At 64.8% G+C, this 20,509-nt stretch carries 18 protein-coding genes; 7 read left to right on the top strand and 11 right to left on the bottom strand.

The genetic code is table 11. The features are described 5' to 3' along the window. Positions 1-24 precede the first annotated feature (24 nt). Together HW932_RS19070 and HW932_RS19065 are read left to right on the top strand one after the other, a co-directional pair. Complete coding sequence (locus HW932_RS19070; protein ID WP_176978054.1) at positions 25-1,410, top strand: L,D-transpeptidase; 1,386 nt, start codon at positions 25-27, stop codon at positions 1,408-1,410. After that, positions 1,407-2,546: an aminotransferase class V-fold PLP-dependent enzyme gene (locus tag HW932_RS19065; protein WP_176978053.1), complete on the top strand. Its 1,140-nt coding sequence runs from the start codon at positions 1,407-1,409 to the stop codon at positions 2,544-2,546. The genes HW932_RS19070 and HW932_RS19065 overlap by 4 nt, the downstream gene beginning before the upstream one ends. Here HW932_RS19065 and HW932_RS19060 read toward each other — a convergent pair. Beyond that, positions 2,533-2,922, bottom strand: a complete 390-nt coding sequence (locus tag HW932_RS19060) for a DUF2750 domain-containing protein (protein WP_176978052.1) — start codon at positions 2,920-2,922, stop codon at positions 2,533-2,535. The genes HW932_RS19065 and HW932_RS19060 overlap by 14 nt on opposite strands. A gap of 321 nt (positions 2,923-3,243) precedes the next feature. Between HW932_RS19060 and glgX the strand changes: the two genes are divergently transcribed. The 4 genes from glgX (at position 3,244) to HW932_RS19040 (ending at position 8,663) form a co-directional block, all read left to right on the top strand. Further along, positions 3,244-5,328, top strand: a complete 2,085-nt coding sequence (gene glgX / locus HW932_RS19055) for a glycogen debranching protein GlgX (RefSeq protein ID WP_176978051.1) — start codon at positions 3,244-3,246, stop codon at positions 5,326-5,328. 46 nt (positions 5,329-5,374) lie between these two features. Continuing rightward, on the top strand, positions 5,375-6,391 hold the full coding sequence (gnd, locus tag HW932_RS19050) for a phosphogluconate dehydrogenase (NAD(+)-dependent, decarboxylating) (protein ID WP_176978050.1): 1,017 nt from the start codon (positions 5,375-5,377) through the stop codon (positions 6,389-6,391). Between the two features lie 10 nt (positions 6,392-6,401). Further along, a complete protein-coding gene (locus HW932_RS19045) occupies positions 6,402-7,004 on the top strand; it encodes a Maf family protein (protein WP_176978049.1) in 603 nt (200 codons plus the stop codon). Between the two features lie 120 nt (positions 7,005-7,124). Beyond that, entirely contained in the window at positions 7,125-8,663 is a 1,539-nt protein-coding gene (locus HW932_RS19040) for a lytic transglycosylase domain-containing protein (RefSeq protein ID WP_176978048.1), read from the top strand. A gap of 10 nt (positions 8,664-8,673) precedes the next feature. On the opposite strand, the gene HW932_RS19035 is transcribed toward HW932_RS19040, so the two are convergent. Further along, positions 8,674-9,516 carry a DUF3108 domain-containing protein gene (locus HW932_RS19035; RefSeq protein ID WP_176978047.1) on the bottom strand — a complete coding sequence of 281 codons (843 nt, stop codon included), beginning with the start codon at positions 9,514-9,516 and terminating at the stop codon, positions 8,674-8,676. A gap of 17 nt (positions 9,517-9,533) precedes the next feature. Here HW932_RS19035 and HW932_RS19030 point away from each other — a divergent pair, with 17 nt between their 5' ends. Further along, entirely contained in the window at positions 9,534-10,535 is a 1,002-nt protein-coding gene (locus tag HW932_RS19030) for a hypothetical protein (protein WP_176978046.1), read from the top strand. Positions 10,536-10,595: 60 nt separating this feature from the next. On the opposite strand, the gene HW932_RS19025 is transcribed toward HW932_RS19030, so the two are convergent. The 9 genes from HW932_RS19025 to HW932_RS18985 all read right to left on the bottom strand — a co-directional run. Further along, the gene (locus HW932_RS19025; RefSeq protein WP_176978045.1) at positions 10,596-11,693 is read right to left on the bottom strand and encodes a sulfur reduction protein DsrS; all 1,098 of its coding nucleotides are present in this window, start codon (positions 11,691-11,693) and stop codon (positions 10,596-10,598) included. 15 nt (positions 11,694-11,708) lie between these two features. Then, the gene (locus HW932_RS19020) at positions 11,709-12,023 is read right to left on the bottom strand and encodes a HesB/IscA family protein (RefSeq protein WP_176978081.1); all 315 of its coding nucleotides are present in this window, start codon (positions 12,021-12,023) and stop codon (positions 11,709-11,711) included. A gap of 78 nt (positions 12,024-12,101) precedes the next feature. Next, entirely contained in the window at positions 12,102-13,475 is a 1,374-nt protein-coding gene (locus tag HW932_RS19015) for a cobyrinic acid a,c-diamide synthase CobB (protein WP_176978044.1), read from the bottom strand. A gap of 1 nt (position 13,476) precedes the next feature. Continuing rightward, on the bottom strand, positions 13,477-14,727 hold the full coding sequence (gene nrfD / locus HW932_RS19010; RefSeq protein ID WP_176978043.1) for an NrfD/PsrC family molybdoenzyme membrane anchor subunit: 1,251 nt from the start codon (positions 14,725-14,727) through the stop codon (positions 13,477-13,479). 50 nt (positions 14,728-14,777) lie between these two features. Beyond that, positions 14,778-15,584 carry a sulfate reduction electron transfer complex DsrMKJOP subunit DsrO gene (gene dsrO, locus HW932_RS19005; RefSeq protein ID WP_176978042.1) on the bottom strand — a complete coding sequence of 269 codons (807 nt, stop codon included), beginning with the start codon at positions 15,582-15,584 and terminating at the stop codon, positions 14,778-14,780. Between the two features lie 3 nt (positions 15,585-15,587). Continuing rightward, entirely contained in the window at positions 15,588-16,058 is a 471-nt protein-coding gene (locus HW932_RS19000; protein ID WP_176978041.1) for a sulfur reduction protein DsrJ, read from the bottom strand. Positions 16,059-16,075: 17 nt separating this feature from the next. Next, complete coding sequence (locus tag HW932_RS18995) at positions 16,076-18,040, bottom strand: NAD(P)-binding protein (protein ID WP_176978040.1); 1,965 nt, start codon at positions 18,038-18,040, stop codon at positions 16,076-16,078. Positions 18,041-18,155: 115 nt separating this feature from the next. Next, entirely contained in the window at positions 18,156-19,730 is a 1,575-nt protein-coding gene (dsrK, locus tag HW932_RS18990) for a sulfate reduction electron transfer complex DsrMKJOP subunit DsrK (RefSeq protein ID WP_176978039.1), read from the bottom strand. 47 nt (positions 19,731-19,777) lie between these two features. Beyond that, a partial coding sequence (locus HW932_RS18985) for a respiratory nitrate reductase subunit gamma (protein ID WP_176978038.1) occupies positions 19,778-20,509 on the bottom strand: 732 nt, incomplete at its 5' end.

The following is a 20,509-nucleotide window of genomic DNA, read 5'->3' as shown; positions in this document are numbered from 1 at the left end:
CGAGGCTCGGGAAATCACAGCACCATGACCACCACCTCCAAGATCCTCGCCTTCACGTCGGTCTCGTTCAAGACCGGCGTCACCTCACTCGTCGTGCTCGGGTTGGTGGGGTGCGATGGACTCGCACGCTTCAACACCAAGAAGGACGCGCCGCCGACCGATCCCGTCGTTGCCGAGGAGTCGGCAGGAGCCGCCGCGTCTCCGGCGTCCGATCCGTTGGCCGCGACCGAGACGCCGCCGGAAAAAGACAAAAAGATGTCGAACCCGCTCTATGAGTGGAAGGGCGATGGACGCAAGGTCACGCGCATCGTCGTCAATACCAACGAACAGAAGGCGCGCTTCTATTCGGGCGACGAAGAGATCGGCTGGAGCACGGTCGCGACCGGACTTCCGAAGTATCCGACCCCGACCGGCCGTTTCCAGGTGACGGAGAAGGTCGAGAACAAGCGCTCGAATCTCTACGGCAAGGTCTATGGCAAGGGCGGTCGTGTCCTGCGCTCCAGCGTCAAGGTCGGACGCGATCCGATCCCGGATGGCGGACGCTTCGAGGGCGCGAAAATGCCCTTCTTCATGCGTCTGACCGACGACGGCGTGGGTCTGCACGCCGGACCGATCCCGAACCCCGGTCAGCCGGCCTCGCATGGCTGTATCCGGATGCCGAGCAAGATCGCGCCCGTGCTGTTCCGTCATGTGTCGAACGGCACACCCGTGACCATCGAGGGCAAGGGGCCGAATTACGGCGATTATGTCGCCAAACAGCGTGCCGAGGCGGCCCGTCGTGCCGAGGCGCGACGGATCGCCGAGGAGAAGCGCGCCGCCGAGGCCAAAAAAGCGCAGCAGGTCGCTCAGGCTACGTCAGAGCCCGAAGCCGCCGACGAGCCGAAGACCGAGTCAAACGCCAACGCCGAGAAGCCTGAGTCCCATGCCGTGGCGAAGGACGAGGCGGCGGCAGCGGCTCAGACACTCGACGCCACGAATGCGCGCGAGACGCGGATGCGCGAACCGACTCAATCCGATACACCCGCCCGTGATGCCGACACATCAGCGGCGTCCCCGGAGACCGCACCTGCGAAGCCGACCGAGCAGACGAGCACTCCTGCAACCGAAACGGCCAAGCCGGCGGCGCCGGACGCAACCGAGCAGCGGCCGTCGATCATCGAAGAGGCGGCACCGACCGCACCCGCGGCGTCTGATCCGGTACCCGCCAAGCCGGCGCCCGAGATCCAGGAGGCGCCTGCACCGGCTCCGAAGCCCGCCGAGCGCACGGCAGAGGCGAGTGCTTCCGCACCTCAGCCGGCGCCGGCTCCAGCGCCCAAGCCGGCTGAACCGACGCCGAGTCCAGCGCCGGCCGCCAGCCCTCCGCCTTCGGCGACACCAGCGGCCGCGCCAGCCGATAGCGCCGCCGAATGAACGACGAGTTCCCACTCGACCCCGGCCTCTGTCATCTGAACCACGCGGCTGTCGGCCCCTGGCCACAGCGCGCGGTGGCGGCGGTGACGCGCTTCGCCGAGGAGAACGCGCGTCTGGGATCGCTCGGCTATCCCGTCTGGCTCGCCGTCGAGCAGCGTCTGCGCGAGCGTCTGGCCTGGCTGATCGGCGCCGATCAGGCCGCCGACATCGCCCTGGCCAAGAACACGTCGGAAGCGCTGTCGGTCATCGCGCACGGCCTGCCCTGGACGCCGGGGGACAGCATCGTCGGCATCGCGCAGGAGTTCCCCTCCAACCGCGTGGTCTGGGAGTCGCTGGCCGATCAGGGCGTGACCTGGCGCGCATTGGATCTGGCCGGCTCCAGCGATCCCGAAGCCGATCTGATCGCGCTGTGCGACGACTCGACACGGATGATCGCCGTGAGCTGGGTGCAGTATGCCTCGGGTCTGCGGCTTGATCTGGAACGGCTTGGGGCCTGGTGCCGGGCCAATGACGTCCTGTTGTGCGTGGATGCCATCCAGGGTCTCGGCGCCCTGCCCTTCGATCTCGAGCGCTTTCAGGCCGATTTCGTCGTCGCCGATGGGCACAAGTGGATGCTCGGTCCCGAAGGGCTGGCGCTGTTCTATGTCCGGCCCGAGTTGCGCGAGCGTCTACGGCTCCGCCAGTTCGGCTGGCACATGGTCGAGCATTCGGGCGACTTCGACCGTACTGACTGGACACCGGCCAGGGACGCGCGCCGCTTCGAGTGCGGCAGTCCCAATCTGCTCGGGGCGCACGCGCTGGAGGCCAGTCTCTCGCTGCTGGCCGAGATCGGGATGGACGAGGTCTGGCGCCGGCTTCAGGCTCGCATTGAGCATCTCATCGCCCTGATCGATGCGCGCGGATTCGAGCTGCTCACGCCCCGCGATCCCGAACGACGCGCCGGAATCGTCACCTTCCGCGTGCCGGGCGAGTCGTCCGCGCAGCTCTATCAGGCACTCATGGCTCGGCGCGTGCTCTGCGCCCAGCGTGGCGGCGGCATTCGTTTCTCGCCTCACTTCCACACCGCATTTGAAACCCTGGATCGCGCCATGGCGATCCTCGATGAGATCCGGCGCGAGTCGACTAACGCGCCTTGAGCTGGCTCAGATCCTCATACAGTTCGAGCGGCTCGACCACGATGCCGGTGCCGTCCGGAGCCGGAAAGACCGACGCCAGACGCTCATCGCGCGCCATGCCCTTGAGCCAGCGCTCCATGAAGACCTCCAGCGCCAGCGGCTCGGGTCGACAGTCGGCCCAGTCTTCGTTGACCAGGGCCGCCGCCGACTCGGCGCTGGGCCAGAACGGAAAGCAGTCACGTCCATCCTCATCGCGAAACGCCACGAATCCGCCCGGCCCTTGGAGCGCCCAGACTCCATTGCGCGCGACTGCCTCGCGGGTGAAATAGGCATAACGCTCGTCGGCAGACAGCGCGAAAAGATCTAGACTGGTTGGGTTGGAAACCGGCGCATTCATGGATTGGCTCACTGGATCGCGGATTGCAGACGACTCGGGATGAATCTGGAGCGTTGACTCTAACAGCGCCGGCCCGTGCACAAAAGCCCTGGGCTCGACTCAGATCGCTCTGTGCACAGGCCCACGAGCGCTTGTCGACCGAACCGAAAGGGTCGCACAATAAGCGAGCTTCGGACGAGGCAAGAGAGGTTGGCGACATGAAATGGTATGGAATTCTCCTGGGCGCCATTCTCGGCACCCTGGTCGGAACCCTGATCGGCTATCTGATGGTTCCGGCGATGTTGAAATGAGCGAATTCGCTCGATTTTGGAGTGACCGCCGATGAGGCCACTGAGGTACCGTGTCCGACCAGGCAGTTGGGAGACGGCGGGAGCCACGGTCATGGAAGGCGGCGTCAATTTCTGTGTGCTGTCGCGCTATGCCGAGCGCATGCAGCTGTTGCTGTTCGAGTGCGAGGAGAGCCCGGACCCCTATGAGGTGATCCAGCTCGACCCGCGCGTCAACCGCACCTTCTTCTTCTGGCACATCTTCGTCGAGAATCTTCCCGAGGGCGCCTTCTACAACTGGCGTGCCGACGGACGGGCCGACCTGCGCCAGACCGGCAGCCGGCTCGACGTCGAAAAGGCGCTGCTCGACCCCTGGGCCACCACCATCAGCGACCGCCTCTGGGACCGCGCCGCCGCCTCGCGCCCCGGCGACAACGTCGAGACCGCCATCCGCGGCCAGGTATTGCGCGACGACTACGACTGGGAGGAGGACAAGCCGCTGTTCGTCCCGCTCAGCCAAGCCGTCATCTACGAGATGCACGTCGGCGGCTTCACCCGTCATCCCTCGTCCGGCGTGGCCCATCCAGGCACCTTCGCCGGCATCGTCGAGAAGATCCCCTATCTCAAGGAACTCGGCATCACCCATGTCGAGCTGATGCCGGTCATGGCCTTCGACGCCCAGGACGTGCCGCCCAAGACCGCCAGCCTCGGACTCGAAAACTACTGGGGCTACAGCACCCACAGCTTCTTCGCCCCGCATCCGGGCTTCGCCGTGAGCGCCAGCCATGCACGCGACGAGTTCCGCGACATGATCAAGGCGTTCCACAGGGCCGGGATCGGCGTGATCCTGGACGTGGTCTTCAACCACACCGCCGAGGGCGGCGCGGGCGGTCCGGTCATCAGCTTCAAGGCGTTCGGCAACGAGATCTTCTATCACCTCGACTTCGAGGACCGTAGCCTGTATCGCGACTACACCGGCTGCGGCAACACCATGAACTGCAATCACCCGCTGGTGACGCGGTTCCTGATCGACGCCCTGCTCTACTGGGTGCGCCGCATGCACGTCGACGGCTTCCGCTTCGATCTGGCCAGCGCGCTGGCGCGCGGCGAGGACGGCAACCCGCAGTACCATGCCCCGGTGCTGTGGGCGATCGAACTCGCGCCCTCGCTCAACCGCGCCCACATCATCGCTGAAGCCTGGGACGCGGCCGGACTCTATCAGGTCGGTGACTTCCCCGGTTATCGCTGGGCGGAATGGAACGGGCGTTATCGCGATGTCGTGCGCAGCTTCGTGCGCGGCGATCCGGGGCTGGTGTCCGAGGTCGCCACCCGGTTGGCCGGGTCGAGCGACATGTACGAGGGCCGCCACCGGCTGCCGATGAACTCGATCAACTTCGTCACCTGTCACGACGGCTTCACCCTGTGCGATCTGGTCAGCTACGACCACAAGCACAACGAGGCCAACGGCGAGGACAACCGCGACGGTCACGACCACAACCTGAGCTGGAACTGCGGCTGCGAGGGACCGACCGACGACGCCGAGATCCAACGTTTACGGCGCCGGCAGGCCCGCAACTTCATCAGTATCCTGATGCTGAGCCAGGGCGTGCCCATGCTGCTCTCGGGCGACGAGGTGTTTCGCACCAAACGCGGCAACAACAACACCTATTGTCAGAACAACGAGCTGTCCTGGTCCGACTGGAGGCTGGTCGACAGCAACCGCGACGTCCTGGAGTTCGTGTGTTCCATGATCGCACTGCGCCGACGTCATCCGGCGCTGATGCGCGACCGCTTTCTGACCGGCAAGCCCGAGCACGGTCAGACCCTGCCCGACATCACCTGGCACGGCACTCGGCTCGACAAACCCGACTGGGACGATCCGACGAGCCGCGTGCTGGCCTTCACCCTGGCCGGCAAGGTCGAAGACGAGCCGCCGCTGCATGTCATGTTCAACATGGACAGTGTCGCCCATGCCTTCGAGCTGCCGGTCATCGCCGGGCGCGGCTGGTGTCTCGCAGTCGACACTCAGCCCGAGGGCGGACTGGTGGTGCCGCCCGAGGCGCAGCACCCGCTGTCTCAGCCGGAACGGTTCACGGTCGGCGCGCATGGCGTGGTGGTGCTGGAGTCGCGCCCGGCATGAACCCGGCGACGACTGGGCGAACGACAACCAATGGAGGACACCCGAGATGCACATCGGCATGATCGGTCTGGGGCGCATGGGCGCCAACATGGTGCGACGCCTGCTACGCGCCGGACATCAATGCGTCGTCTACAATCGCAACCCGGCCAAGGCTCAGGCCCTGGTCGACGCGGGCGCGATCGCCATCAGCGATCTGGCTGAGTTCCGCGCCCGACTGGAGCCGCCGCGCCATGTCTGGCTGATGGTCCCGGCGGCGGCCGTGGGCGGCGTCATCGAGGATCTGATCCCGCACCTGGAACCGGGCGATGCCCTGATCGACGGCGGCAACTCGCACTATCGCGACGACCTGGTCCACGCCGAGCGGCTGCGCCCGCTGGGTCTGCATCTGGTCGACTGCGGCACCAGCGGCGGCGTCTGGGGACTCGAACGCGGCTACTGTCTGATGATCGGCGGCGAACCTGAAGTCGTCGAGCGCCTCGACCCGATCTTCGCCGCGCTCGCGCCCGGAGCCGGCGAGATCCCGCGCACCGCCGGGCGCTCAGGTCCGCCGAACCGCGCCGAACAGGGTTATCTGCACTGCGGACCCAATGGCGCCGGGCATTTCGTCAAGATGGTCCACAACGGCATCGAATATGCGCTCATGGGCGCCTATGCCGAGGGTTTCAACCTCCTGCGCCATGCCGGTATCGGACGCGAGGACCACGCCAGCGACGCCGAGACCGCCCCGCTCGCCCATCCCGAGCACTATCAGTACGATATCCCACTCGCCGATGTCGCCGAGGTCTGGCGACGCGGCAGCGTCATCGCCTCCTGGCTGCTCGACCTGACGGCCAATGCCCTGCACGAAGATCCCCGGCTCGATGCATTCGGCGGCCGGGTCTCGGACTCGGGCGAAGGCCGCTGGACGGCGCTGGCCGCGATCGAGACCGGCACCCCTGCCCCGCTGCTGACCACGGCGCTCTACGAACGCTTCGGCTCGCGCGGCGAGGGCGATTTCGCCAATCAACTCCTGTCGGCGATGCGCTATCAGTTCGGCGGGCACCACGAGAAACCCAAAGACTGAACGCACTGCAATGACCCCGATTTCGACGCCTGTCCCACTGATCCTCGCCTCGACCTCGCCTTACCGTCGCGCCCTGCTCGAACGGCTCGGTCTGCCCTTCTCCACCGCCGCGCCCGATGTCGACGAGCGCCCGCATCCCGGCGAGTCGCCCTCCGAACTGGTCCGACGGCTCGCCGAGGCCAAGGCGCGTGCCGTGGCCGAGAACCACCCGGACGCGCTCATCATCGGTTCGGATCAGGTCGCCTGTCTCGACGATGCCATCCTCGGCAAGCCCGGCGATCACCAAACAGCCATGGCGCAACTGGAGCGTGCCTCGGGCCGCTGTGCGCTGTTCCAGACCGGACTCTGCGTGCTCGATACGCGCAGCGGGCAGGCCCAGACCCTGGTCGAGCCGTTCCGGGTGCATTTCCGCGTGCTCAGCCGCGCGCGCATCCAGGGCTATCTCGAGCGCGAGCGTCCCTATGACTGCGCCGGCAGTTTCAAGTCCGAGGGGCTCGGGATCGCGCTCTTCGAACGCCTGGAAGGCGACGATCCCAACGCCCTCATCGGACTGCCCCTGATCCGGCTCATCCCGCTACTGGAAGCCGCCGGGCACTGCCCGCTCGGCTCCTGATCCCTTTTGATCGCGCGAACGAAAGGGTACCTTGCAAAACGCTTTTTCATGCGCAAGACTTAACGTCGAACTCGAAAGATCCCGCCTAGGGTCAAGAATTTTCAAGGGGAATTTTCAGCAATGCGACCACGCGCCCTGAACGCCAGGCTCGTTTGGGCCTTACCCATTTCCGCTGGCCTGCTGCTCATGGCCGGTTGCGCGAGCAACAATCTCGACTCTCAGCTCAGCGATACGGGGCGCCAGACGTCGCGCGACTATGGCGACGCGCGCACCTTTCCGGTGCCGGCGGAGATTCAGGACAACGTGGATTTCTGGCGCCATGTCTATGGCGTCTGGAGCCGGGGCGAGGTCGCTATCCATGACGACGAATATCTCGGCGTCATCTACGAGGTCACGCGGATTCCAGGACCGATTCAAGCCAGCTACAGCGCCTCCCAACGTGCCTGGTTGAAAGATCGCATGGATCACCACAGATCCCGGCTTGCCGGCCTGGAGCAGCGCGTGCGCGACAACCAGCCCCTGAGCGCCGACGACAAGGCGCTGCTGGATAAATTCAAGCGCGCCGGCGGCGTCGGGGCACTCTACGGCGCTTCGGAGCGCGTCCGCGCCCAGCGCGGCATCCGCGAGAAGTTCCGCCGCGGCGTGGAGATCAGCGGACGCTACGATCAGACCTTCCGCGAGATCATGCGTCAGTACGGCTTGCCCGAGGATCTCGCCTATCTGCCGCACGTCGAATCCTCCTTCCAATCCAACGCGCGCTCGAGCGCTGGCGCCAGCGGAATCTGGCAGTTCATGCCGGCGACCGGACGGCAATACATGACCGTCAATGGTCATATCGACGAACGGTACGATCCGATCATCGCGGCGGAAGGCGCCGCTCGCTATCTGTCCGAAGCCCATCGACGCCTGGGCAGTTGGCCGCTGGCGATCACCTCCTACAATCACGGACAGGGCGGCATCGCCAATGCCAAGTCGCAACACGGAGGCGACATCGGTCGTATCGTCAAGCACTACAAGGGATCGGCCTTCGGTTTCGCTTCGCGCAATTATTACGCCGAATTCATCGCCGCCCGCGAGGTCGCCAGCCACCCCGAGCGTTATTTCCCCGAAGGAATTCGTTACGAGGAGCCCTGGAAGTACGACAAGATCGTATTGCGCGACAGCATGCCCGCCGGCCATCTGGCACAGCACTACGGCACCTCCAAGCAGCAGCTCGCTGAAATGAACCTACATTGGCGTGACCCGGTGATCAAGGGCGATGGCCCTCTGCCGGCTGGAACCACGGTCTGGCTCCCAGCCGGGATGACACGCCGGATCGCCAGTCAGCCACCAGCCTACACTCGTCCGGCCGCCGTCGCGCGCGCCGAACCGGCCGTCCGGTCCGTCTCGTCGCCCGCCGCAACCCGTACCGCTGTGGCCAAGACGACCCCCAAGACCAAACCTGTGGCCGCATCCAAAGCCCCTGTCGTGGCCAAGTCTTCGACCAAGGCAAAACCGGCCAAGGCCCAGACCCGCTACCATGTCGTCAAGCCCCAGGAGACGCTCTATCGCGTCGCGGTCCAGAATGGAATCTCGGTCGAGGAATTGCGCAAACTCAACAAGATGCGCCCGGACGACAACAAGATCCTGCCCGGACAACGACTCATCGTCGGCATCTGAACGCCAAAGATCACCCGAGACGGCGCAACCGCATGGAGACGAAACCGACCTGCAGATCGGCCTGGATCTCGACGGGGATGCGATGGTCGTCGCTGAGCCAGAGGGTTGCGCTACGCATCTTGGTGTAGCTGGCCAACTCCAGGTCGTCCGAGACGCGGCGGATCTCGACCGCGAGCTTGATCGTCTTCCAGGTCTTCTCGAAGACCCGGCGTGACTCCTGGCCCGCCACGCGGAAGGACACCAGATACAGCCGATCCAGGGGTTGCACCAGGAGCGTGACGGTCCGGCGTTGGCTCAGATCGATCTGCTGAAGGAACAGGAGCGTGGACAGCACGTCGCGAATCTGTCCGAATTCATGGGTTCGCGTCTCGCGCTCGACGTCCCGCCCATCGCCTGACCTGAGCACGGACTCGACGCTCATCGAGCCGTTGCGATAGGTGGCCCGATAGGTCTGTCGCTCACCGCTCTCGGTCTTCACATGCTCGAAGCGGGATGGCTGGAGCGTCCGGCGTGAGATCTCGGCGCGCGTCGAACTCTCATAGGGCCAGAACACCCGCACCGGCCCCAGGCTACGCGCCCTGGCCCTGGCCTCGACCAGCCCCCCTTGCGCTCCAGGCTTCGGGTCGAAGGCGATCTGAAGGCTGCCGGCCCGCAGCCATTGGCTCCAACTGACCTCATAGCTCAGGTTCAGCGGTCGGATCTCGGCGTCCGGACGCCATACCAGTGGCGTGATGCGAGAAGACCAGTTCGCTGTGGCCGCCTCGGTCGTAGCGCCGTGGAACCACGCGAAAGCCGCCGAGATGCCGAGCACGACCAGGAGAGCAACGTATAATCGCGGTGTTTCGAGTGACATCTGGGGGGTCGGTGAATATGAATCGACGTGGAGTTGGGAGTATCGGCAAGGCTGTCGTCACCGCCTTCGATGTGATCGCACTCTCGATGGCGCTCTCATGGAATGCCGCCAATGCCCAAGACGCGGACATCTCGGACTCGGGTACTGTAGATCGCCCGGCTTCACGCTGGTATGACGATGGGCATGCCTATGTCACGGAGCGACTGCAACGGGCGGCCATCTGGTTCGACAGTTTCTTCGGCGATCCTCGCACCGAGATCCATAAAGATGCAAGCGCCAACCTGACGGTCGTGTTCGATGGCTTCTATTCCGGGGTCGAGGACGAGAGCGAAAACGGGGTCCGCTTTCGCGGCGGCGCGGATCTTCCCCGCTTCGACGAGCGGTTGCGTCTCACGCTCACCAGTGACGCCGATGCCGCCGTCACCGGACGCGAACTGGCGGGCACCGCTCGTGACGAGATCAAAAACACGGATCGAGCCGTTGGTCTCAACTATCTCTTTCGCGACCGACCCAACAGCCGGTTCTCGCTCGGCGGCGGTCTGGCCGGCGGCCTGTCACCCGAGATCCTGCTGGCCGCCCGTCATGTCTACACCCAGCCCTGGACGGCGAACACAGTGTCTCATGTCACCTCGACCCTCTATTGGAAGTCCGAAGATGGCGCGGGCGTGAGTACCCTGCTCGACTATGAATGGATGTCCGATCCGGACACCCTGTGGCGCTACAACCTGTTTGGAAACTACCGCGACGAGACCCGTGGGATCGAGTGGTCGAGCCAGGCCCAGTGGGCGCGCCGGCTGAACGACAAGACCGCGATCAGCGTGCGCGGCGGCGTGCGCGGCGAGACCGAGCCGAACGACCTCCTGATCGAAGGCTGGCTCAAGTTCGGCTACCGGCGCAATGTCTGGCGCTCGTGGCTGTTCTATGAGTTGGAACCTGGACTGTCCTGGCACGAGCGCGAGGAGTACGAGGTCGAGCCGACGGTCGCGCTACGGCTGGAGATCCAGTTCCGCCAACAGTGAACGATCGACCGACCACGAAAACGCTCTGTCGAACCTTGGGTTCGCGTCGCCCCCGGACACTCAGCGCGTCAGGCAATCGATCCGGTTCGCGATGGCGTCGAGCACTGGGCTGAGCTTGCGGCGCATGAGGGTGCCCTGGGTGGTCGGGTCTGACAGTAGCGGCCGGATCAGGGCATAGCCGACGCCGGACAGAAAGCGCATGGCCTGGAGTTCGACGCGACAGTCGGAACAGACGCGCATCAGTTCGAGTCCGCGTGGATCGGAGGACGGGAAGTCCTCGGCGTCTCGGCTCAGGTCTTCGAGTCCAAGATCGGGATCGCCCTCGGGACGGATGGGCGCGAGGGTCGCACGCAGACAGTCGAACACGGCGAGCAGGACGTCCTGATTGGGCGGCTTGTCGAGAATTCGTGCCACCGTCTTGAGATAGCCCTGACCGGCCGGTGTGTTGAGTCGTGTCAAGAGACAGGCGACCGGATCGGCGTCGGCGGCCAGTGACGTCAGCGATTCCGGGACCGGGCGTGCCGGCCCGACCTCCGGCCAGTCGTCGAACCCGGCACGCAGAAACCCTACCAACCACGCCGGCTTGCGCGCCGCGCGTATCCAGAGATCGGCTCGTCGCTCATCGTCGAGCAACCCAGTTTGCAGGATCAGCCGCACGCTTTCCATCATCGCCTCCGAGTCGGTCTCGAACGGGAGATACTGGAGCAGATACTCGGCCAGGACCGGCCCCATGCGCCCATCGCGCACGCGCGGATTGGCCAGCATCCGGCGCGCGTTGCCGGCGTCCTCCATCGCCCACCAGGCACGGTGCGCCAGTTCGTCGGTCAGTCCGGGCGAACCGACGGCGGCGACCACGGCTTCCGGTTCGCCGAGCAGCAGCAGTTGCGCCAGACTCTCGTCGCGCATCTGCCCCAGGCGCGTCCAGCGGCTGAGATAGACCGGATAGCCGCCGGGCGAACCCAGCACATGCCCGGAGATGAGTTCGCGCACCCGGCGCAGATAGCGCTCGGGAGCCGTGTCGGGATTGAGCTGGATGCTCGACTCGCCGCGCTCGGTCAGACCCTGGACTCGCATCCGGCCCTCGTCGATGCGGATGGCCAGCGGTCGACTGGCCAGCAGGACGTGGAGTCGCAGACTGTCCTCGTGACTGAGATCCATGATCCGGACGCCGACTCAGCCGTCGGTCGGCGGACGATAGGTCGGATCCTTGGGATTGAGGAAGATGAAGTGGAACTGCCCCGGCTCCAGCTCGACATAGTCCATGACCGTCTGATCGAGCAGCGGCACGTGTTCAGGCGCGATGACGACGTCCACGCCCTCGCTGGTCAGGCGGATGTCGTCCTCGGTGAGATCATCGAATCCCATCCGGTAGTCGATGCTGCCGTCGGGATTTTGGCCGGCGGCCAGACGCAGGCACATGCCCTCGGTACCGCCTTGCTTGGCCGCCTTGAGGACTTGCTCGGCGGCGGCGGGTGTCAGCTTGAACATCATCAGACCCCTCTCGAACCGCGTCCAGCGGACATGGCTCAAGGTTGAAATTGAACCGCAGGCCGCGCGCCGTCAGAGTCAGAGCGTGCGACGAATCTGAGCCAGAAACCGATCCGTCCAGCGGTTGCCGCCCACGGCGCGCAGATGGCTGTAACAGGCCAACAGATTACCCTGGACGATGCCGTCGTGCGAGCCGTCGATGCCGGCGCCCCGATGTACGGCATAGCCATAGCGCCAGTCGGGGTCCGGTTGCAGGATCGCCGAGTGATGGAACTCGTGGGCGGCGATCTCGGTCGGCTCCGATCCCAGACGCGGCCAGGGAAACGCCTCGGTTTCACTCAGACGCACATAACCGCGGCCCTGGGGCCGGTCGCGCATCTCGACATCGGCATCGAGGGCGCCGACCATGGAGCGCCGCTCGTCCTTCCAGCACAGCCGCGAACACAGATACATGAGGCCGCCGCACTCGGCATACAACGGGCGATCGTCGGCGACGAAATCGCGGATGGCCTGACGCATCAACCGATTGTCTTCCAGCTCAGCCATGCGGTATTCGGGAAAGCCGCCGCCGATGAAGAGCGCGTCGACGTCGGGCAGCGTGCTGTCGGAGATCGGGCTGAAAGGCACCAGTTCGGCTCCGCCGGCGGCGAGTGCGCGCAGGTCGTCGGGATAATAGAAGCCGAAGGCGGCGTCGCGGGCGATGCCGATGCGCACCAGATCGCCATCGCGTGCAGGTTGGATGACCCCGACTGGCTCAGGCTCTGGAGTCGGTGCGTGCTCGGCGATCTCCAACAGCCGATCCAGATCGACCTGATCGGCGATCCGGGCGCGGATGCGCTCGATCCAGACCTCGGCGTCTTCGGCCTCGTTGCTCGGCATCAGACCCAGATGACGCTCGTCGATGCCGATCTCGTCGGTGCGGCGCAGCAGGCCCAGGACCGGCAGATCGGTGTAGTGCTCGACGACCCGCACCAGATTCTCGCCATGCCGCCCGCCGCCGACCTTGTTCAGGATCACGCCCGCGATGTCGAGTTCCTGATCGAAGGCCTGATAGCCCTGGAGCAGCGGCGCAATCCCGCGCGCCAGACCATGACAGTTGACCACCAGCACCACGGGCGCGCCGATCAGCTTGGCCAGCTCGGCGTTGCTGTGCGCACCGTCGAGCCGCGTACTGTCGAACAGCCCGACATTGCCCTCGATCAGTCCCAGATCCGCCGTGCCCAGCTCGCGGGCGAAGGCCGAGCGGATCTCGGACTCGGGCGTGGTGTGGAAGTCGAGATTGAAGCAGGAACGCCCGGCCGCCTGACCGAGCCACAGCGGATCGATGTAGTCCGGCCCCTTCTTGAACGGCTGGACGGCCAGACCGCGCCGCGTGAACTCCCGACAGAGACCGATCGAGAGCGTGGTCTTGCCGGAGGACTTCTGCGGCGCGGCGATGTAGAGATGCGCCATCTCAGGCCGGTTTAGCGAAGGGCGCGGCGTCCAGGGTCTCCTCGTCCGGCGCGACCACGTCGTCGGCCAGCGACTCGGGCATGAATTGCAGCACCCGCACGCCGACCGCCGTGATCAGCAGCGCCACGGCCACGCCGCCGACGCCGAGCAGGATCTCGGGGATGGTCGGCCAATAGGGCGCGGCGGCGCCGTTGACGCCATCGGCGAAACCGGATTCCAGGATGGTGTGTCCGGGGAACAGCGCCATCGGGAACGCCTGGCTGCCGATGATGATGACATACATGGCCGAGAAGCCGCCGACGATGACCAGCGCACAGGCGCCAATGATCCACTCGCGCTTCTGACTCAGCACCGGATGATAGAGAATCCACATCGGCGCCAGACTGCCGACCAGGATCCAGCCGACCCAGAACAGGAAGGTGTAGATCCCGCCGCTGAGCAGCAGCCAATGCTCCAGGCTGTCGTTCTTGGCCATGTAGAGATTGGTCAGGTGATAGATCAGCGTGAAATAGAGCGCGATGCCGATGAAGAGCGCCAGCAGATTGCGCAACCGGCGCATCATGCGCGGGCCGATCGGGCGTCCCTCCTCTTCGAAGCCGAACATGAGCACCAGCATGAATACTGCCAGCCCATAGGCGAAGGACAGCGCCACGAACATCGGACCGAGGATGGCGGCATCATAGGCCTGACGCGCGACCAGAAAGCCAAAGATCGACCCGGTACCCGTGGTCAGCGCCAGACGCCAGACCAGTGCCAGGATGCCGATCGGATAGTTGAACGGCCCGCCCTGACGGTCGGCCATCGACCACAGATAGGCGATGACGATGGCCATGAAGCCGGTATAGAGGAAGATGTTCCAGGCGAAGATCGAGCTGAAGTTGTAGTTGGTCATGGCCACGATCAGACGCTCCGGGCGCCCGAGATCCATCACAAGCACCAGCAGACCGCCCATCAGCATCGCCACCGCCAGTAGCCCCGAGAGCCGTCCGAGCGGTTTGTAGATCGGTTTCTTGAACACGGTGCCGATCGAGGCGATGTTGAGCGCCCCCGAGGCCGCGATGATGAGGAAGACCGCGAACACATGCGGCATCCCCCAGACCACCGAGTTGTTCATCCCGCTGACCCAGTGACCCTCGTGTTCCATGTAGCCGAATGAGAGCGCCGCGATCCCGATCAGGGCCGCCAGGAAGCCCAGCAGACTCCAGTAACGCTCGGGCGGGATCCGCCATTCGCGATAGACGACTCGTTTCATTTCGATAAACCCCTGGCCTCGCCTCGGTACGCGAAGGCTGAAAAGTGGACTCAGACGCCGGCGTAACGCACGCCCGTGTTCAACACCAGATCCTCGCGGATCTGACGACTCGGGATCTCGCGCAGACGTTGGCTGATGGCGCTGTCGGGATCCTTGAGATCCCCGAAGACGATGGCTCCGTGCCCTTCCTGCGCACAGGCATCGACGCAGGCGGTCGATTCTTCGCCATGGTCGCGCCGGTGCACGCACAGATTGCAGCTCTCGACACAGCCCTTGCCGCGCGGCACGGCGGTCAACTGGCCGGTCGTCGGCTGATGGATGAAGCTGCGCGCCTTGTAGGGGCAAGCCATCATGCAGTAACGGCAACCGATGCACAGATGGCGGTCGACCATGACGATGCCGTCGGCGCGTTTGAAGGACGCTCCGGTCGGGCAGACGTCGACACAGGGCGGATGCTCGCAGTGCTGACACATCAGCGGGAGCTGGGTGATGCGTCCGGTCTGGTTGTCCTGGAGCTTGATCTTGCGGATCCAGACCGCTTTCTGGTGCTCCCACTTGGACTCGGAGCCATGCGGTTCCTGGAGATCCAGGCCGTTTTCACGGTCGCAGGCGTCGACACAGGCCGAGCAGCCGTCGGCGCACTTGGCGGTGTCGATCAACAGGCCCCAGCGCACCGAATCCGTGACCGGTTCGCTGCGCGGAGCGGCCGCGACGCTGTGCAGAAAGACGCCCGGAGCCACCAGCGCGGCGGCGCTCAGTCCGGCCGCCGTGCCGATGAAGCCGCGACGCCCGGCGTCGACAGTCGAAGCCGGGGTCTCGTCGGACGTAGAGGCGATGCGGGTTGCGTTCTCGTTCATCGTTCACCGGCCTCCCTGTGGAGGCGTGCTCGCGACCCGTCCCACGACACCGGCCGCACGATGCGCGGCCTCGGCATCGGCGCCGGGCCGGTTGGGCACGGAGGCGTGACAGTCGAAGCAGTTCAGATCCACGGCGGCATAGTTGTGACAGGCCCCGCAGAATTGATCGGGCTGGTCGATCGGGCGGGGATTGCGGTTCTCGTCGTAACTGATGTGACAGTCGACACAGCCGGTGAGGCTGTACTTGGTGCCCCGGATGCCCTCGTGGACCGTGGAGATGCGCTGATGCTTGATGAATTCCATGTGCATGCGGCGCATCGTCTCGGTCGGTTCGACGCAGGACTCCCGCTCGGCGGCGGGCGAACCCTCGACCACATAGCGCTTGACCTCATCGGCCAGGGCGGTGTCGGCGGCGAGCGCCACCCACACCAGACCCAGCGTCAGCAGGCCGGCTCTGACTACGGCTTTGACCATCGACGCCTCCAGGGGCCTCACTCGCCCAGACCCATCTTGATGTAGCCGGTCGGACAGACGTCGGCACAGATGTGACAGCCGATGCACTTGGCGTAGTCGGTGGCGACATAGCGGCCGGTGGTGCGCTCGGACTTGTCGACGCGATAGACGGCATCCTGCGGACAGAAGATGACGCAGTTGTCGCACTCGAAGCACAGACCGCAGCTCATGCAGCGCTTGGCCTCGTCGATCGCCTCGGCTTCGGTCAGACCGATGACGCGCTCGTGGAAGTGTCCCAGCACCTCGTCGGCGCTCGGCACCTCTTCCTTGCGCAGGTTGCGCGCCACATAGTTGAAGTGTCCGAGGAAGAGTTCTTCGTGCGGGATGACCTCGGCGCCGGAGCGATCCTCGTAGTTATGAATCGCCCAGTTGCCGTCGGAGGTGCCACGCAGATCACCGAGCTTGGCGACCTCGAAGGTCTCGGGCGCCAGATTGGTCTCGTTGAGCTTGTCGAGCAGGTTGAAGTGGTGCACGTCGACCTTGGGACGACGCTTGTGCTCGGCCTGCATCACATAGGCGTCGATCGAGTCGGCGGCGATCCAGGCCTGACCGATGGCGGTGGTCAGCAGGTGCGGACGGATGATGTCGCCGGCGACGAAGTGACCCGCCTTGCCCGGCACCTGATAGAACTTGTCTGAGTCCATCAGGCCGCGTCCGTTGTCGAGCTGCTCCAGGCCCGAGAGATCGCCGCCCTGCCCGATCGCCGAGACGATCAGGTCGGCTTCGAGCACGCGCTCTGTGCCCTCGACCGGAGTCGGACGACCGTCGGTCATGGTGCAGTCGGCGACTTTCAGACCGATGGCGCGGCCGTTGGCATCCTTGATGACTTCGACCGGCATCACGCCGTCGAGGATGGTCACGCCCTCGCGGGTCGCGTCGTCGACCTCGTGCTCGGAGGCGGTCATCTTGTCGCGGGTGAAGAGCGAGGTCAGCGTGACCTCGGCGCCCTGAGCGGCGGCGGCACTGGCGGCATCGTGGGCGACATAGCCGTCGCGGATCACGGTCTCGGGCAGCTCGTTCGGGTTGCTCTTGTTGACATGGCCGAGACGACGCGCGACCGAGACCACGTCGATCGAGGTGTCGCCGCCGCCGACGCAGACGACCTTGCCGGCCGTGACCTTCATGCGACCTTCGTTGAATGCCTTGAGGAAGGCGACACCCGTGACGCAGTTCGGCGTGCCCTCCCAGCCCGGAACCGGCAGACCGCGACCGCTCTGACAGCCGATGGCCCAGAGGATGGCGTCATAGTCTTTTTCGAGCTGCTCGACCGTGACATCGCTACCGATGCGGGTCTTGAGCTTGACCTCGACACGGCCCATGTCGAGGATGCGCTGGATCTCGGCGTCGAGCTTGTCGCGCGGCACGCGATAGCCGGGGATGCCGAAGCGGAACATGCCGCCCAGACCGTCGTTGGCCTCGAAGATGGTGCAGCTATGCCCCTTGCGGCGCAGTTGATAGGCCGCCGCGAGTCCAGCGGGACCGCCGCCGACGATGGCGATGCGCTTTCCGGTGTCGAGTTCGGGCGCTTCAAACGTGTAATTGTTGGCGATGGCGGTGTCGCCGATGAACTGCTCGACCGAGTTGATGCCGACGAAGTCTTCCAGCTCGTTGCGGTTACAGCCGTCCTGACAGGGCGCCGGACAGACGCGGCCCATCATCGCCGGGAAGGGATTGGCATCGGTGGAACGACGGAAGGCATACTCTTTCCAGTCCATGCCCTGCGGCGGCTTCTCCATGCCGCGCACGATCTGCAGCCAACCGCGGATGTCCTCGCCCGAGGGGCAGCTCCCCTGACAGGGCGGCGTCTTGTGGACATAGGTCGGACACTTGTGGGAGCGGTCCTGATTGAAGATCTTATCGGTCAGGTTGTCCCAGACGTGGTCGCCGTCCTCGAATCGACGCCAGGTCGGCTTCATCTTCATCTCGTCGCTGGAAGTCGCCATCTCAATCGTTCTCCGTACCAGTTGAACCCTGACGCGGGGATCAGGGGATTCGTATCAGGTCGCGCAGCCGGCTCCAGTGGATTGGTCCGGAGACGCCGCGCTTCGATGGCCCCGGTCAGGCCGCCTCGTCTGTTTCTTCTTCTTCGTTCGGATCGTCCAGATCCGGCTCATCGTCGTCTTCGTCCTCGTCGTCATCCGGCCCAGGCGTGAGCACGATGGCGTTGGAAACGAGTTGATGGACGCTGACGATCTGATCCATTTCCAGGCCGTAATAGGGCAAGACCTTGGTGAACTGGCTCTTGCAGATGGCGCAGATGGCGGCCATGTGCGTCACGCCCTTTTCCTGGATCACGTTGTTGAGCGCATCGAGCCGCGGCTTGGCACCCTTGACGCGCAGCTCCATGAGATCGTCGGTCAGCAAGCCGCCGCCGCCGCCGCAACAGAAGGTGCGGTCGCGGATGGTGTCCTCATCCATGTCGTAGAAGTTGTTGCAGGTCGCGCGGATGATGGCGCGCGGGATCTCGAACTGACCGCCCGGCGTGTTGCCCATGCGCGAGGCGCGCGCGACGTTGCAGGAGTCGTGATAGGTCAGCACCTTGTCGTCGTTCTCGCTCTTGTCGAGCGTGAGCTTGCCCTGCTGGATCAACTCATAGGTGAACTCGCAGATGTGCTGCGGCACCGGATAGCGCGGGTCGAGGAAGTCCCAGGGACCGGCCAGCGTATTCAGGAACGAATAGGCCACGCGCCAGGCATGTCCGCACTCGCCGAAGACGATGCGCTTGACCTTGAGCTTGATCGCCGCCTCGCGGATGCGCTGGGCCACGCGGCGCATGTTGTCGTAGGAGCCGATGAACATGCCGAAGTTGGCCGCCTCGGAGGCATACGAACTCAGGGTCCAGGACACGCCGGCCTCGTGGAACACCTTGCCGTAGCCGATCAGACCGTCGACGTGCGGCTCGGCGAAGAAGTCGGCCGAAGGCGTCACGAGCAGGATCTCGGCGCCCTCCTCGTCGATCGGGTAGCGCACCTTGACGCCGGTGTCGTCGTAGACGTCCTCTTCCAGCCCTTCGAGCGTGTCGACCAGCGCCGGGCCGGGCAGACCCAGGTTGTTGCCGATCTTGTAGACCTTGCCGATGATCTCGTTGCAGTACTTCTGACCGACGCCGATCGAGTCCATGATCTCGCGCGCGGCCATGGAGATCTCAGCCGTGTCGATGCCGTAGGGACAGAACACCGAGCAGCGCCGGCACTGCGAGCACTGATGGAAGTAGCTGTACCAGTCGTTGAGCACTTCCTCGGTGAAGTCCTCGGCCCCGACCAGCTTGGGAAACAGCTTGCCGCCCAGCGTGAAATAACGCCGGTAGACCTTGCGCATCAGATCCTGACGACCGACCGGCATGTTCTTGGGATCGCCGGTGCCGAGGAAGTAATGACACTTGTCGGTACAGGAACCGCACTTGACACAGGCGTCCATGTAGACGCGCAGCGAGCGGTACTTGCCCAGCAGCTCGCCCATCTTGTCGATGGCCTTGGTCTGCCAGTCCTCGACCAGCTCGCCGGGGAAACCGAGCGGGGTCTGGAAATCTTCCTTGGACTTGAAGGGCGCGCTGTGCGCCATGGCTCCGGGCGTAACGGACGGAACCTCGGTGTATTGGGTCAGTTCTGGGACTTCGAACGTTGCCTTGGCCATGGATCAACCTCTGTAAGCGGACGACTGGGGCGCTCGAATCAGGCGGCTCATGACTGTTCGAACTTTCTGGCCCAGGGCGCGATGTGACGCTGCTCGCGCGGGTTGTCGACCTGGTTGCGCGTCGGACTGAAAAAGAGTCCGGGCATGTGCAGCAGCTTGCTGTAGGGGAAGATGATCATGAGCAGGGCCACCAGGAGCAGATGCAGCAGCAGCAGCGGATCGGCCGGCAGCGGCTCGAGCTCATAGCTGTAGAGTCCCAGGAAGAAGTGCTTGATCTCGACCACGTCGACATGGAAGACGAACTTCATCAGCAGTCCGGTGCAGCCGATGGCGACCAGCAGCCCCAGGATCAGATGGTCCGAGGTCGAGGTGATGTACTTGACGCGGTCGACCAGGAAGCGCCGCGCCCAGAGTCCGGCCAGCCCCACGACCATGGCGATACCGCCATAGATGCCGAACGGCTGGACGAGTTGAATCGGGAACCACACGGGTTCGATGAAGTAGCGCAGATGGCGCAGCGTGACCAGGAACAGGCCGAAGTGGAACATCCAGCCGAAGATCCAGGTCCACTTGTTGCCGCGAAACAGGCTCTCGAACAGGACGACCTCACGCATCATCCTGAGAACCACACCGCGTCCGGTCGTCGGCGCCGGGGTGGTCGGGATCTTCAGCGGCGCAGGCGTGAGCGCGTACTGAATGATCTTGCGAGCCAGGCCGGCCACGAGCACGAAGGCGGCGAAATAGAACAGGAAGGCATAGAAGTTCGTCAGAAACGCCAT

This window comes from Allochromatium humboldtianum (assembly GCF_013385175.1).
GTDB lineage: Bacteria > Pseudomonadota > Gammaproteobacteria > Chromatiales > Chromatiaceae > Thermochromatium > Thermochromatium humboldtianum.
This window is presented reverse-complemented; position numbering and strand designations above follow the sequence as displayed.